Below are 14,402 nucleotides of genomic sequence, written 5' to 3' on the forward strand. Positions count from 1 at the left end.
ACTGCGTCGCATGTCACCTCGCCGAAGCTACGACCAGTACTGTTCCGCGGCCCGAGCGCTCGACGCCGTCGGTGACCGCTGGACCCTCCTGATCGTCCGCGAGCTGCTCGGCGGCCCGCGCCGCTACACCGATCTGCACGCGGATCTGCCGGGCGTGAGCACGGACGTCCTCGCCTCCCGGCTCAAGGACATGGAGCGCGACGGACTGACGACCCGGCGCCGACTGCCGCCGCCGGGCGCCGCGTACGTCTACGAACTCACCGGCAGGGGGCGGGAGTTGCTGCCCGTGCTGCAGGCGCTCGGCGAGTGGGGCGCGCCCTCGCTGGGCGAGCGCGGGGCCACGGACGCCGTACGGGCGCACTGGTTCGCGCTGCCGCTGCTGCGGGGCCTGGCGGGGGAGGGCGCTGAAGGGCTGGTCGAAGTCCGCCTGGACGAGGGGGAGTTCCATGTGTGGCTGGGCGCCGAGGAGGGGCCTGCGTACGGGGACGGGCCCGCCCCGGAGGAGCCGGACGTCCGGCTGAGTCTCGACACCGGAACCTGCACGGATGTGAGCCGCGGGATCTCGACCCTGTCGGACGCGGTGCGCGAGGGACGGATCGAGGTCACGGGGGAGAGCACCCTCGCCAAGGTGCTGCGCGGGGAGTGACGCCGGTACGGTCCCCGTAGCCGTCGCGTGCCGCTCGCGCCAGACACTTCCAGCGCGTTCGAAAACATTGCGGGTGGCGGGGCGGCGGCCACAGGGTGACTCGCATGCGTATCAAGAAGCCCCTGGCGGTGCTGTTCGGCCCGGCGGCGCTCGCCGTCGGCCTCGGGACCACCGCCGCGCCTTCCGTGTCCGCCGCGAGCGGCTGGTAAGCAACAACTCGCGACGCCCAGCACCTCACCGGACCGGAACCCGGGCGGGGGACGAGGCCCGCCGTGCCGAGGGGGCACGGCGGGCCTTCGCCGTCACGGAGCCGTCACGGACGCCTACGTGTTCCTACGCACCCGGCGGCACCCGGGAAGGCCGTCCCGACCCCCGGGTCAACGCGTACCCGCCGATGCCCGCGAGCGCCGCGAGGATGCCGCCGATCGCGGTCCACACCCAGCGGTCGGACCACCAGCCGGAGGCCCAGCCGTCGTCGGGCTCGATGGACGACAGCGCGGTCGTCGACGAACCGGAGTCGGACTTGCCGGCGCTCGTCGCGATGCCCGGCACCAGCGGCTTCGCCAGCGAACCGTCCACCGCAGCCGACCCGCCGATGTCCTTGGAATCGACCTTGACCTCGGCCCCGACCGGCAGACCCAGGTCGGAGGCCTGCAGCCCGGTGACGGTCAGCCGGACGTAGTACGTGCCCGGCAGCGGGTCGTTGGCCCAGGTCTCCGACCAGGAACGGACCGTGCGCAGGGTGCAGGCCAGTTCCACGGAGGCCGCGTCCTGCGCCGCCGTCCGTGTCTGTGACCCGTACTGGCACGCCTGGCGGCGCCGCAGCCCGTCGTAGACGTCGAGCTGCCAGGTCTGGCCGGCGTGCCGCGTGGAGGCCTCCGGCAGCTTCACCGTCGCCTTCACGGTGGGTCGCTGCCCGGCGTCCGCGGGGAACGACCAATACAGGTAGTCGCCCGTGGACCCGCTGGCGGTGGCCTGCTGGCCCTGCTCGATCTCGGTCGCCGTACGGAACGACGTGCCGGCCTGGGTCGGCGCGGCGCTGTCGCCCGAGGGGCTCGCGGAGGGCGAGGAGTCGGCCGCGGCGGGCGCCGCGGCGATCCCGAGCAGCAGCAGGGCGGTGCTCAACACTCTTCTGACATGCATCAGTTGGTCCTCCAGACCGCGATCCGCAGGCGCGAGACCCAGCCCCACAGCACACCCGCCAGGAAGCCGGTGAGCACGAGGGCGCCGAGCAGCCACCAGCCGCGGCCGAGGCCGAAGGAGGCCACGTCGCTCGCCTGGTCCGGCCCGTCCACGACGTCGACCGTCAGTTCCACCGGCATGCCCGGCGTGGTCTTCACGCCGCTCGCCGCCGAGAAGGAGTTGGACACCTGAAGACACACGGTCTCGGCGGGGGCGTTCTCGTCGTCGCTCTCGGCCTTGGGATAGCGCAGACCGGTCGAGACGACGTCGGTACGGCCGTTGCCCGCCGCCTCGCCGCGCACGATCTCACGCCCGTGCACGGTGACGGCGCGCAGCAACACCCCGTAGTCCGGGTTGACCTCGCGGTCGGCCGCGACGCTCACCGAGGCGCGCAGCTCCTGGCCCGGCTTGACGTCCACGCGGTAGTAGCGGTGCTGCCCGAACTCCTCGCGGTCCGTGTACAGCCCGGACTTCAGCGTCGGGGCACTCGTGCAGGCGGTGGCGCCCTCCACGGCGACCGGCGTCACCACCGGGTCGGCGGCGCGCTCCACCAACTGACCGACGCGGTCGCTGAGTTCTTCCTTGTGCTGGATCGAGGTGTACGTGCCGCCGGTCGCGTCCGCGATGCAGCTGAGCTGGTCGCGGGTCTTGGCGTCGGGCACGAGCCCGAGGGTGTCGATGGTGAGCCCGATGCCCTTGGCGGCTATCTCGCGGGCCACCTCGCACGGGTCGAGCGGCTGGCAGGTGTCCTCGCCGTCGCTGATCAGCACGATCCGCCGGGTGCCGTTGCCGCCGTCGAGGTCGTCGGCCGCCTTGAGCAGCGCGGGACCGATCGGCGTCCAGCCGGTGGGCGTGAGCGTCGCGACGGCGGTCTTCGCCTCCGTGCGGTTCAGCGTGCCCACCGGGTACAGCTGGGCGGTGTCCTTGCAGCCCGTCTTGCGGTCGTTGCCGCGGTAGTTGGCGCCGAGGGTCCGTATGCCGAGCTGGACCTCCTCGGGTGTCGCGTCGAGCACCTCGTTGAACGCCTGCTTCGCCGCGGACATGCGCGACCCGCCGTCGATGTCGCGCGCTCGCATCGAACCGCTGACGTCCAGCACGAGTTCGACCTTGGGAGCGGCCTGCTCCGCCGTTTCGTCGGCGACCGCTCCGGTCGGGAAGGCGATCCCGGCCGTCAGGGCGGCGAGCAGGGCGCAGACTCCTGCCGCCAGCCGTTGTCTTGTGATCATCGCCGGATCCTATGGAGCAAAGGTGCCAGGCTTCAAAACGATCTACGAACTATTGGGTGGCGAACGGGTTGGGAAGCCGCGCCCAGATGTCCCCCGGAGTCTCCGGAGACAGCCGCATCAGGCTCAACGCCTTGGTCGGCAGCGGCTCGTCGAGCAGGACCGCCAGGTCCGGGGTGCGCGGCAGATCCCGTACGACGGTCTCCAGGGCCTCCCGCAGTACGGAAGACGAACCGGCCGTCGCCCCCAGCGTGCCGCCGATCAGCGAGCCGAACATCTTGCGGCGCAGGGTGGTCACATCGTCCGTGACGATCCGTCCGGAGAGCGCCGGAGCCGGGATGCCGTGCCGGGCCAGCCGGGCCGGACTCACGCGGATGTCGGCCAGATCGCGGTAGACGAGCCGGACCGGGGCGCCGGTGGCGGACAGTACGACCAGGAGGTTCTGGCCGTGCGCCTCCAGGGCCACCCCCAGATCGAGCAGCCGCAGACAGACGGTGAGCGCGAGGCGGGTGAAGTCGGCCAGCCAGGCGGCCGATCGGGGCAGCTCGGTGGTGGCGAGGGCGGCCACGGGCAGGACGCGCTCGCCCGGGTGCGCGTACACGTCCGGGGACTCGCGCAGCACCGCCGCCAGGTCGGGGGAGCGGGCCGTGACGGCGCCCAGGGTGCGGGTGACGTGCAGCAGGCCGTCCGTACGGGCCGCCATGTCCTCCGCGAACGCCGACACCGTCGCCGACGTCTCGATCGAGTAGACCGAGATGTCCCGCACGGAGGAGGTCAGCCGGGCGCTCAGCGCGGTCTTGACGTGCGGTCCTTCGGGCAGAGCGAGGGTGCGCAGCGACATCAACGGGTGTGCGGGGACGGCCTCCTGGGGCGCGGTGCGCAGGACGTGCGCCAGCTGCCAGGGGTGGACGGGGATCAGGAAACGGTCCTCGTCCCGCAGCCACTTGGGCCACTCACCCCGGACCAGACAGTCGTCCACGCCCACCAGGCCGAGTTCCACGACCGGCCGGTGCTCCGGCCCGTGGGCGAGCTGCTCGGCCACCGAGAACCCGGGCCGGGAGCGGCAGTTGGGGTGGTACGGATGCCCGTCGACCACCCGCTGCTCCCACTCCCAGCTGGTCAGGGGCTCATGGGCGACAGCGGGCTGGTTCGCGCGCGACAGGGCCAACGAGGCGACACTGCCGTCGAGCTCGGCGGCGAAGGCGGTCGCGTGCGGTACGCCGAGGTCCGTCATGAGCCGCGCCGGACGCTCGTACACCGTGTTGTCCAGCCGGACCTCGGTGACGTACGAGGCGGTCGCGTACGGATCCGGGCGCGGGCCGTGCAGCCGGCGGCCGTCGGTGAGGTGGAGCGTGAGCCCGTCGGCCCCCGGTTCGCGGCGCGCGATCCACGGCATCGGCTCGTACGCCAGCGCACGCCACAGCCGGCTCAGCACAGCCGCCCGGGCGCCGGGGAGCCCGGCCGCGTACGGCGCCGAGAGGGCGGGGCGTACGGCGCTCAGCTCGTCGGCGAGCGCTGCCTCGGCGTCGGGCGTGGGGGGACGGTGCACGGTCGGGCTCCTTGGGTACGGGGACTGCGCGTCGCGGTCGCCCGCGCCGACAGACATACTGATCACCAGTGCACCGTATGGAATGAATGGATCGCGTGGACTCCATGCCCCCCAGGCACCTCAGGGACGACATAGAAGAGGCCGCCGACGAGTACGCCGCCGCGCCGCTGCTCAATTGTCTGCTGCGGGAGGTGGGGGAGCCCGCCGAGAACTCCGGTGTGTTCCGGCTCCGCCCCAGCGGGCGGCTGCTGCGGGTGCGGGGGACGCGCAGGCCCGTGGCGCCAGAGGTGTACGCCGACGGGGCCTGGCACGGGCTCACCCACGCCGAACTGGTCAAACTCACCGCCGAGGAACTGCGCGGATTCACCGGTCTGTCCAACCCCGAGCTGCCCGCCGAGATGATCGACAGCCGGGACGCGGTGGCCACACTGCTCGCCGCCCGCCTGCACGCGACGCCGCCCGCGGACCCGTACATCCGCTCCGAGCAGTCCCTGATCACCGGGCACCCGTACCACCCGGCGCCCAAGGCCCGGGGCGGCGGCCCCGTCGCCGGCTGGCTGCCGTACGCGCCCGAGGCGTACGCCCGCTTCCCGCTGGAGTTGCTCGGCGTGCGGGAGGACGCGGTCGTCGAGGAGGGCGACACCTCGGCGCTGGACGACTTCGGGCCGTCCCCGGAGGGCTACCGGCTGCTTCCGGCCCACCCCTGGCAGCTCGACCTGGTCGGCGCCCGCCCGGAGATCCGGGCCGCCTTCGCGGACGGTCGGCTGATCCGCCTGGGCCGCACCGCGCGCCCGCTGTGGCCGACGGCCGCCATCCGCACGCTCTACGCACCCGAGGACGACGTCTTCGTCAAGTTCAGCCTCGACGTGCGCATCACCAACGACATCCGTCGGCTGTGGCGCCACGACCTGCTGAAACTGCGTCGTACTGACGAGGCGACAGTCGCCGCGTTCGGGCCTACGACTACGGCCACGACCACGGTGGCAAGCACGGGAACGGGCGCTGCCTGGCTGAGCGACCGCGGCTACCGCACCGCCGACTTCGCCTTCGAAGAACTCGCGGTCCTCGTCCGCGACGGGCTGCGCGAGCACGTCGTCCCCGGCGCGACCCCGCTCCTCGCCGCCGCCCTTGTCGAGGGCTTCGAGGGCAGCCCCCTCGACGGTCTCGCCGACCCGTCCGCCTGGTGGACGGCGTATCTGCGCCAGGTCGTCCCCCCGGCCCTGGAGGCGTTCGCGCGGCACGGAGTCGTCCTGGAGGTGCATCTGCAGAACACGGTGGTGGCCGTGGACGCCGACGGCATCCCCGTGCAGGCGCTGTTCAGGGACGTGGAGGGCGTGAAGCTGCTCATGGACGTGGACCGGGCCGCCGGATGGGAGCGGCTGGTCTACTGCCTGATCGTCAACAACGTGTCAGAACTCGCCGCCCTGCTCGCGGAGGACCACCCGGGCTGGGACCCGTGGCCCGCCGTACGGACCGAGCTGGCCCACCACGGCCTGCCCGGGATCGCGCACGAGATCGCGGAGTTGCTCACCGCCCCCACGCTCCCCGGCAAGACGAACCTGCTGCTTCGCTGGACGGGCGCGGACGGCGCGGACGCCCGCTACCTCCCGCTGCCGAACCCGCTGGCCAGCGCCTAGTACCGCGTTCCTCTTCACGCTCCCGGTCTGGCGACCGACCGGCTCAACTCCCGTGCCGGCCCCTGGAGGCGGGCAGACCTCCACCATCGACCCGCCGACCTGGCGAGGTGAACAACAGGGGACGAAAGATGAACGTGATGATGGAGCGATTCGACCCGGGCGGTGTCGCACACACGTCTGCACCCGCGTCCGGTAAACGACGGTACGATCACCGTCGGATTAGTCCGTTGGGTCGCCGCGGGTTCCTCCGCTGTGGGGTCACCCCGTCCGTGCCCTGCTTTCCGGGCAGGCCAGGTGCATGGTCCACGTGCGATGTCCGCGCTCTGACGAGCAGCTTGGGTAGGGAAAGGGAGAATCGCTCCGATGGCCAATGAGGACGCCGTGTCCCAAGAGTCGGGCAGCGAGCGTGTGATCGCCGGCCGCTACAGTCTGCTGTCGCCCCTCGGTGCGGGCGGCATGGGCACCGTGTGGCGCGCCTACGACAAGGTGCTGCACCGCGAGGTTGCCATCAAGGAGGTCCGGGCGCCTGCCGGACTGGCGGCGCCCGACGTCGACCGGATGTACACGCGGCTGGAGCGTGAGGCGTGGGCTGCGGCCCGGGTGGCGCATCCGAACGTGGTGACCGTCTACGACGTGGCCGTGGAGGAGGGCCGCCCGTGGATCGTGATGGAGTTGGTCCGCGGTCAGTCGCTGGCCGACCTGCTCAAGACCGAGGGCCGGCTCTCCCCGCAACGTGCCGCGTCCATCGGCCTCGAGGTGCTTGCCGCGCTCCACGCCGCCCACGAGACCGGCGTGCTGCACCGCGACGTGAAACCGGCCAACGTGCTGATAGCCAAGGACGGCCGGGTGGTGCTCACCGATTTCGGCATCGCCATGATCGAGGGGGACTCCGCGCTCACCATGACCGGTGAAGTCGTCGGATCGCCCGAGTTCCTGGCTCCGGAGCGGGCGTTGGGCCGGCGGTCCGGGCCCGCGTCGGACCTGTGGTCGCTCGGCGTGCTGCTGTACGCGGCCGTCGAGGCGCGCTCCCCCTTCCGCCAGAACACCCCGCTCAGCACCCTGCGGGCCATCGTGGACGCGGAGTTGCCGCAAGTCCGCCGGGCCGGCGCTCTCACTCCGGTCATCGAGGGGCTGCTGCGCAAGGATCCGGACGAACGCCTCACCGCCGAGCAGGCGGAACAGGACCTGCGGCTCGTTGGCCAGGGCGGCGTCCCCGACACGGGAGTCGTGGAGCCGTCCTCCGACTCCCCGACCGTTTCGACGCAGCCCACGACGCGAACGTCTCCCGCGGATTCTGGGGAACAGCCCACGGTCACGCATTCCTTGGCACAGCCCACGGTCGTTGATCCCTTGGCACAGGCGACGGTCGCGGACCCTTCGGCGCAGCCCACGGTCGCGGACCCTTCGGCGCGGGCGGCGGACGTGGATCCCGTGACGCAGCCCACGGTCGCGGATCCTTCGGCGCAGCCCACGGTCACACATTCCCCGGCGCCGGCAGCGGACGCGGATCCGCGTGCCGCGGGAACACCAGCTTCCTCCGTCCCCCCGGTTGACGCGCGGCGCAGCCGACGCAGCATCGCGCTCGTCGCCGCGGGCGTGTCCCTGTGCGTGCTGGCGCTGGCCGGAGTGGGCTATGCGCTCATGAACGACGGAAACGGAAGCGGAGATCGGCAGAGCGCCGGCAACACCACCGCAGGGGCCGGTTCGGCCTCGAAGAACGCCGAGAACGCCACCGCCCCGAGCACACAGGGCGACGACCAAGGCGCCTCCGCCACCCTGGGGGTGCGGGTGACGGTGACGGGTTCGCACACGACGTACTCGGGACAGTGCCCGCCGCCGGGCGAGCAGGCGCCCACCTTCACGGCGACGTTCTCGGTGGACCGGCTCCCGGCCCAATTCTCCTACCGGTGGGTGTCCAAGGACGGTTCGGTGACCGATCCGCACTGGAGGACGCTGGTGTTCTCGGATGACGGAGGGCTCAGCAAGCAGGACACGGTGAGCCTGAGCACGTGGGCGGAAGCCGGAAAGCTCGAGAGCGAAATCGGCGTGGAGCTCAAGGCACCCTTGCAGGGCAAGTCCAACATGGTGCCTCTGTCGCTGACTTGCGAGGCCGGAACGGGCTGAGGCACACCGTCCGGGCACCGACCTACGGCTCGGACCGTGTTGCGGAGCGGGGCGGCTCTCGGTCCCGGCCGTCCCGTGCCCGGAGTTCTCCCGCAGTGCGGTGAGGTGTCCGGATCGCGGCCCCGTGACGAAGCGTGGAACGAATTTGTCGCAAGAATCGAACTAAACCAGGTCACGTTCACGTTTGAGTGAAGGCTCCGGTCTCGTGTCGGGTCAGCCGCGTCTCGCGGCCTCTCTTTCGCAGTTGGATGTCGTTCATAAGGAGTATCAGTGCCATCGGTCATCCTGGGGCAAACGGGCCCCTTCACTGGTCAAAGCGTGGTCCTGAGCGCTGCTCCACTGACGTTCGGTCGCAAGAGCGACAACGACGTCGTGATCGTCAGCGCCAACGCCTCCCGTCTGCACGCCGAAATCCTCGACGAGGACGCCGGCTTCGTGCTCTACGACCGCAACAGCCGGAACGGCACCTTCGTCAACGACCAGCGCATCACACGGCATGCACTGCGCTCCGGCGACCGCATCCGAATAGGTGAGGAGACGTTCCTCTTCGAGTCGGAGGACGCCATCGAGACAATGATGGATCTCTCCCACCTCGACGCACCCCGGGTGAGCGCCTCCGCGGACCCTGGCGTGCTCAGGGTCACCATCACCGGCGGCGGCCCGGTGGGCCTCGCCTTCGCGCTGACACTGGAGAACATGCTGCGCGAGCGGGTCTCGATCACGGTCTACGAAGGGCGGTGGACCAAGAACGGCTCCACCGTCGTCTGGAAGGACGAGACCCAGGGGAACGTCCGTCGCCAACAGGTCGTGACCGTCCAGAGCCGGCAGTACCTCGCTCTGCCCGAGGACATACAGTCGGCGCTGTTCGACGACGCGGGCGACTATTCGGAAATGTGGCCCGTCGGACCGGACTCCGTGGACGGCCTGCCTCCCCGCAACATCCGGATCGCCTACATCGAGGACCGCCTGCTGGAGTTGGCGAACAAGAACGCCGCGATCCGGCTGGTGCCGGAGCGGTTCGACCCGTCGGAGCACCAGAGCCGGCTCTCGCAGGAACACGTCCTCGCGATCTGTGAAGGCGGACGATCCCGTACGCGGGAGCACTACGCCGACCGCTTCGGCGCGGCCGACGCCTCGATCTACTCCCTTGACGGCGACCACCTGCAGGACGTGGTGCTGGGGCTTCGGGTGAAGTCCCCGCTCTCGGACCAGATGAGCGTCCTGCTGACCGTGTCGCAGAACAGGTTTCTTCTCAACTCGCTGCGTGGCGAGGGCTTCTTGAACATGCGGCTCACCCGTGAGGAGGCCCGCAACGTGATCGGCATCGACCCGGTCCGTCAGGTCTTCGAGGAGTGCATCGCCGCTCGCCCCTGCGTCATGAGCCGTGAAGAGGACCACGAGTTCCGCTGTCCCACGCACGGAACCCTCTTCCTGCCCGCCCTGCTGCGCAGTTCGCCCTTGTGGAAGCGGATCCGGGAGGGACTGAAGCTGTTCGGCGTCCCGGAGAACGACCTCACCGCGATCACGTCGTTCCGCCTGGACATGGTGCAGCGCCCGCGGTTCACGGCGCAGCTGAGCCGCCCGACCGCGACGGGCCCCGGCACGTACGGTCTCCTGCTGGGCGACGCGGCCAACGCCATCCACTTCTGGCCGGGTCGAGGTCTCAACAGCGGCCTCGCCTCCGCCACTTCGCTCGCCCGCTCCCTCAGCCGCACATGGCAGGGAAAGCCGCTGCGCGACGCCGACTTCATCCGGCACGAGGCGGCCATGTCCATGCTTCAGTACCGGCACAAGAGCCGGGCCTGGAACGCCATGGTCACCACCGACGAACAGGGCGTCACCCGCGCCATCAAGGACATCATCGCCCGCAGCATGGAACCGGAACCCGGCGACGGCTCCGAACCCGAGCACGCGTCCCTAGACTCCCTGCTGGAGCGCATGAGCGCGATACGCGAGCGCCTCGCCACCCGTCTCCCCGGTATGCCCACGGACGAGGAACTGCGCAACCACCTCTTGACGCTGGACCCGGCCACGCTCCGCACGCTCCAGGAGAGCGGTGCGTGGGACACGCTGATCGTCGGCGGCGAGGAGGCCGACATCGACCTCTTCTACCAGTCGGACTCCCCCGTCTACGTCCCTCGCCCCACCGACCCGCGCATCGGGCCGCCGGCCCTCATACCGCAGGATTCCGTGCCCTCCAACCCGGTCTGAGTCCGGGCGGGACATTCCGCGGCGAGGAGAACACGGCTCCTCTTCTTCAGGAACGAAGAAGAGGAGCCGTGTTCTTCGAAGTCGTACCGGGCATGATCATGATGGAGGCAAGGGGCGCACGTCGATTACCTTGGTTGCATATGTCTGAGGTTCGTCATGGATTGTAAGGTCAAGAAAATGTATGGCCTGAGAAAATGCTGAACGAGGTCACTGCGACCCGCTATATCGCACCCCTGCGGTCCGGTGGCTCCGTGCCCGGAGTCGTCGAGGCCGACGACCTGGGGACGTATGTCGTGAAGTTCACCGGCTCCGCGCAGGGCCGCAAGGCGCTGGTCGCCGAGGTGATCGTCGGTGAACTGGCGCGCGCCCTCGGGCTGCGCTTCCCCGAGCTGGTCCTCGTCCACTTCGACCCGGCCGTCGCCGAGCACGAGCCGCACCAGGAGGTCCAGGACCTGCTGCGCGTCAGTGCAGGGATCAACCTCGGCATGGACTATCTGCCGGGCGCGAAGGACTTCACCCCGGAGACGGCCAGGACGTTCCCCGTCGACCCGCTGGAGGCGGGCGAGGTGATCTGGCTGGACGCCCTCACGGTCAACGTGGACCGCACGGTGCACAGCTCGAACCTGATGGTCTGGCCGACGTTCGGCATCGCGCCCCCGCGGCTGTGGCTGATCGACCACGGCGCCGCCCTCGTCTTCCACCACCGCTGGGACGCCTCGGCACCGGAGAAGGCGTACGACTTCCGCAACCACGCCCTCGGCGGCTACGCCCCGGACACCCGCGCCGCCGACGCGGAACTGGCGCCCAAGGTGACGGAGGAGCTGCTGCGCGAGGTCACCGCCGCGGTGCCGGACGCCTGGCTCGCGGAAGAACCCGGTTTCGCGACCCCGGACGAGGCGCGCGAGGCCTACGTCCGCTATCTCCTCGCCCGCGTGAAGGCCTCCGCGGACTGGCTTCCCACGGACTTCCCGAGCCGCGAACAGCTCGCCGCCGAGGACGCGGACCGCGCGACGAAAACCCAGCAGGGCCGCCCGAACTGGCTCAAGCGGGTCCCCGACCTGCACGGCAAACCGGCGGCGGAACAGGATTGGTCGGTGCACCTCGGATGACAGACGTCCAGCGCGTCCAGATCGAATACTGCACCCAGTGCCGCTGGCTGCCCCGCGCGGCCTGGCTGGCCCAGGAGCTGCTCACCACCTTCGAGACGGAACTCACCGAGCTGTCCCTGAAGCCCGGCACCGGCGGCGTGTTCGTCGTCCGCGTGAACGACGAGGTGGTCTGGGACCGGCGCGAGCAGGGCTTCCCGGAACCGACGGCTGTGAAGAAGCTCGTACGCGACCGAGTGGCCCCGGGAAGGTCCCTGGGCCACTCGGACAAGTGAACCGCCTCGGAGGTCAGCCCCTGAGCTGCTCGTACGCCGGCAGCGTCAGGAAGTCGGCGTAGTTCTCGTCGAGCGCGACCTCCAGGAGCAGGTCGTGGGCCTGCTGCCAGTGGCCGGCCGCGAAGGCCTCCTCGCCGATCTCGGCGCGGATGTTCGCCAGCTCCTCGGCGGCGACCTCGCGGGCCAGCTCCGGGGTGGCCTTCACGGTGTGCCCCGCGTGCTCGAACTCGACGCCCGCGTTGATCCACTGCCAGATCTGCGAGCGGGAGATCTCGGCGGTGGCCGCGTCCTCCATGAGGTTGAAGATGGCGACGGCGCCGAGCCCGCGCAGCCAGGCCTCGATGTAACGGATGCCGACCTGGACCGCGTTGACCAGACCTTCGTACGTCGGCCTGGCGTCGAGGGAGTCGACGGCGATCAGGTCCCCGGCGGCGACCGACACGTCCTCGCGCAGCCGGTCCTTCTGGTTCGGCTTCTCGCCGAGGACGGCGTTGAAGGAGGCCATCGCGATCGGAACCAGGTCCGGGTGGGCCACCCACGAGCCGTCGAAACCGTCGCCCGCCTCGCGGTCCTTGTCGGCCTTGACCTTCTCGAAGGCGACCTTGTTGACCTCTTCGTCGCGCCGGGAGGGGATGAACGCCGCCATGCCGCCGATCGCGTGCGCGCCGCGCTTGTGACAGGTGCGGACGAGGAGTTCGGTGTAGGCGCGCATGAACGGGGCCGTCATCGTCACCGCGTTGCGGTCCGGCAGCACGAACTTCTGGCCGCCGTCACGGAAGTTCTTGACGATGGAGAAGAGGTAGTCCCAGCGACCCGCGTTCAACCCGGAGGCGTGGTCGCGGAGTTCGTAGAGGATCTCCTCCATCTCGTACGCCGCCGTGATCGTCTCGATCAGGACGGTCGCGCGGACGGTGCCCTGCGGGATGCCGACGTAGTCCTGCGCGAAGACGAAGACGTCGTTCCAGAGGCGGGCCTCCAGGTGCGACTCCGTCTTCGGGAGGTAGAAGTACGGGCCCTTGCCGAGGTCGAGCAGGAGCTGCGCGTTGTGGAAGAAGTACAGGCCGAAGTCGACGAGCGCGCCGGGGACGGGGGTGCCGTCCGCGTCGACGAGGTGACGCTCGTTCAGGTGCCAGCCGCGTGGCCGCATGACGACCGTCGCGAGCTCGTCGTTCGCCTTCAGGGCGTACGACTTCCCGGACTTCGGGTCCGTGAAGTCGATGCTGCGGGTGTACGCGTCGATCAGGTTGAGCTGACCGGTGACCACGTTCTCCCAGGTGGGCGCCGAGGCGTCCTCGAAGTCCGCGAGCCACACCTTCGCGCCCGAGTTGAGGGCGTTGATGGTCATCTTGCGGTCGGTGGGGCCGGTGATCTCGACGCGGCGGTCGTTCAGGGCGGCCGGAGCGGGGGCTACCTTCCAGGAGTCGTCCGCGCGGACGGCGGCGGTCTGGGGGAGGAAGTCGAGCGCGGAGGTGCGGGCGATCTCGGCGCGGCGCTCCGCGCGGCGGGCGAGGAGCTCGTCACGCCGGGGCGTGAACAACCGGTGCAGCTCGGCCACGAAGGCGAGGGCCGTGTCGGTGAGGACCTCTTCCTGCCGGGGCAGGGGCTCGGCGTCGACGATGGCCAGCGGGGACGGCGCTGGTGCGGACATGAGCTGTCACTTCCTTCAGCGAGCGTGGCACCGGGTGCCAGGCGACCCGGGTAGGGCGATCAGCGCCTGGAGAGCAGCCCGGCGCTTCTGAACAGTGGATAGTAGTTTCCTCATGGTGGAAGTTCAATGGTTTGTTGATGTCGAGATTCTCCAGGTCGAGGCACCGTGGCGCTCAGTGCCACGCCGTTCACTCAAGGTGTCCCAGATCGTCCTCCGTGTCGATGTCGAACGGCTCCGCCACGTCACCGCACTCGACGAGCGTGATCGCGGCCTCGTGCTCCTTCAGATAGGCGCGCGCCCCCCGGTCACCGGTGGCGCTCGCCGCGACACCGGCCCAGTGGGCGGCGCCGAAGAGCACGGGATGGCCCCGCACGCCGTCGTACGCCGCGGAAACCAGCGAGGTGTCGTCCTGGTGGGCGGCGAGCACCCGGGCGACCGCCCGCGGCCCGATGCCGGGCTGGTCGACCAGCGAGACCAGTGCCGCCCGCGCGCCCGTGCCGGCCAGCGAGCCGAGCCCGGCCCGTAGCGACGAACCCATGCCGTGCTCCCACTCCGGGTTGTCCACGAGCACACACCCGTCGAGCCGCGCCCGCTCCCGTACGGCGTCGGCCCGCGCCCCCAGCACCACGTGGACGCGCGTGCACCCGGCCGCGCGCAGCACCCCCACCGCGTACTCCACGAGGGGGCGCCCCCGGTGTTCGAGCAGCGCCTTGGGCCGCCCGCCGAGCCGTCGCCCCCCGCCCGCCGCGAGGAGCAGCCCGGCCACCTGGTCTTCTTTGTGCGTCATACGCCGTCTTCCCT

At 70.5% G+C, this 14,402-nt stretch carries 11 protein-coding genes; 6 read left to right on the forward strand and 5 right to left on the reverse strand.

Annotated elements, in window-relative coordinates; genetic code table 11:
* Positions 1–10: 10 nt before the first annotated feature.
* Positions 11–646 (forward strand): winged helix-turn-helix transcriptional regulator, encoded by a 636-nt coding sequence (locus tag ACZ7M3_RS39250; RefSeq protein ID WP_351306677.1) that lies wholly within the window; start codon positions 11–13, stop codon positions 644–646.
* A 333-nt stretch (positions 647–979) separates the two neighbouring features.
* On the opposite strand, the gene ACZ7M3_RS39255 is transcribed toward ACZ7M3_RS39250, so the two are convergent.
* From ACZ7M3_RS39255 to ACZ7M3_RS39265, 3 genes are read right to left on the reverse strand one after another with little or no spacing between them, the layout of a single operon-like run.
* Positions 980–1,789: a hypothetical protein gene (locus ACZ7M3_RS39255; protein WP_472070021.1), complete on the reverse strand. Its 810-nt coding sequence runs from the start codon at positions 1,787–1,789 to the stop codon at positions 980–982.
* Positions 1,789–3,054, reverse strand: coding sequence for a VWA domain-containing protein (locus tag ACZ7M3_RS39260; RefSeq protein WP_472070023.1), 1,266 nt, complete (start codon positions 3,052–3,054; stop codon positions 1,789–1,791). Before ACZ7M3_RS39260 ends, ACZ7M3_RS39255 begins: the two co-directional genes overlap by 1 nt.
* Positions 3,055–3,103: 49 nt before the next feature.
* A complete protein-coding gene (locus tag ACZ7M3_RS39265) occupies positions 3,104–4,600 on the reverse strand; it encodes an IucA/IucC family protein (RefSeq protein ID WP_472070025.1) in 1,497 nt (498 codons plus the stop codon).
* Positions 4,601–4,686: 86 nt separating this feature from the next.
* Between ACZ7M3_RS39265 and ACZ7M3_RS39270 the strand changes: the two genes are divergently transcribed.
* The 5 genes from ACZ7M3_RS39270 to ACZ7M3_RS39290 all read left to right on the forward strand — a co-directional run bounded on the left by ACZ7M3_RS39270 (position 4,687) and on the right by ACZ7M3_RS39290 (position 11,953).
* Positions 4,687–6,237 carry an IucA/IucC family protein gene (locus tag ACZ7M3_RS39270; protein ID WP_472070027.1) on the forward strand — a complete coding sequence of 517 codons (1,551 nt, stop codon included), beginning with the start codon at positions 4,687–4,689 and terminating at the stop codon, positions 6,235–6,237.
* A gap of 363 nt (positions 6,238–6,600) precedes the next feature.
* Positions 6,601–8,361 (forward strand): serine/threonine-protein kinase, encoded by a 1,761-nt coding sequence (locus ACZ7M3_RS39275; RefSeq protein ID WP_472070029.1) that lies wholly within the window; start codon positions 6,601–6,603, stop codon positions 8,359–8,361.
* A 270-nt stretch (positions 8,362–8,631) separates the two neighbouring features.
* Positions 8,632–10,572, forward strand: a complete 1,941-nt coding sequence (locus ACZ7M3_RS39280; RefSeq protein ID WP_472070031.1) for an FHA domain-containing protein — start codon at positions 8,632–8,634, stop codon at positions 10,570–10,572.
* Between the two features lie 194 nt (positions 10,573–10,766).
* Positions 10,767–11,681 (forward strand): HipA family kinase, encoded by a 915-nt coding sequence (locus ACZ7M3_RS39285; protein ID WP_351306689.1) that lies wholly within the window; start codon positions 10,767–10,769, stop codon positions 11,679–11,681.
* Positions 11,678–11,953: an Rdx family protein gene (locus ACZ7M3_RS39290; RefSeq protein ID WP_054237070.1), complete on the forward strand. Its 276-nt coding sequence runs from the start codon at positions 11,678–11,680 to the stop codon at positions 11,951–11,953. The genes ACZ7M3_RS39285 and ACZ7M3_RS39290 overlap by 4 nt, the downstream gene beginning before the upstream one ends.
* A gap of 13 nt (positions 11,954–11,966) precedes the next feature.
* On the opposite strand, the gene aceB is transcribed toward ACZ7M3_RS39290, so the two are convergent.
* Positions 11,967–13,601, reverse strand: a complete 1,635-nt coding sequence (gene aceB, locus ACZ7M3_RS39295) for a malate synthase A (protein WP_472070033.1) — start codon at positions 13,599–13,601, stop codon at positions 11,967–11,969.
* A 187-nt stretch (positions 13,602–13,788) separates the two neighbouring features.
* Positions 13,789–14,388, reverse strand: a complete 600-nt coding sequence (locus ACZ7M3_RS39300; protein WP_351306694.1) for a nucleotidyltransferase family protein — start codon at positions 14,386–14,388, stop codon at positions 13,789–13,791.
* Positions 14,389–14,402: the final 14 nt, after the last annotated feature.

This window comes from Streptomyces sp. NPDC111656 (genome assembly GCF_055656965.1).

Coding starts and splice junctions, on each gene's coding strand:
- ACZ7M3_RS39250 (WP_351306677.1), top strand. CDS start 11: ATGTCACCTCGCCGAAGCTACGACCAGTACTGTTCCGCGGCCCGAGCG.
- ACZ7M3_RS39255 (WP_472070021.1), bottom strand. CDS start 1,789: ATGCATGTCAGAAGAGTGTTGAGCACCGCCCTGCTGCTGCTCGGGATC.
- ACZ7M3_RS39260 (WP_472070023.1), bottom strand. CDS start 3,054: ATGATCACAAGACAACGGCTGGCGGCAGGAGTCTGCGCCCTGCTCGCC.
- ACZ7M3_RS39270 (WP_472070027.1), top strand. CDS start 4,687: ATGGATCGCGTGGACTCCATGCCCCCCAGGCACCTCAGGGACGACATA.
- ACZ7M3_RS39275 (WP_472070029.1), top strand. CDS start 6,601: ATGGCCAATGAGGACGCCGTGTCCCAAGAGTCGGGCAGCGAGCGTGTG.
- ACZ7M3_RS39285 (WP_351306689.1), top strand. CDS start 10,767: ATGCTGAACGAGGTCACTGCGACCCGCTATATCGCACCCCTGCGGTCC.
- ACZ7M3_RS39290 (WP_054237070.1), top strand. CDS start 11,678: ATGACAGACGTCCAGCGCGTCCAGATCGAATACTGCACCCAGTGCCGC.
- aceB (WP_472070033.1), bottom strand. CDS start 13,601: ATGTCCGCACCAGCGCCGTCCCCGCTGGCCATCGTCGACGCCGAGCCC.
- ACZ7M3_RS39300 (WP_351306694.1), bottom strand. CDS start 14,388: ATGACGCACAAAGAAGACCAGGTGGCCGGGCTGCTCCTCGCGGCGGGC.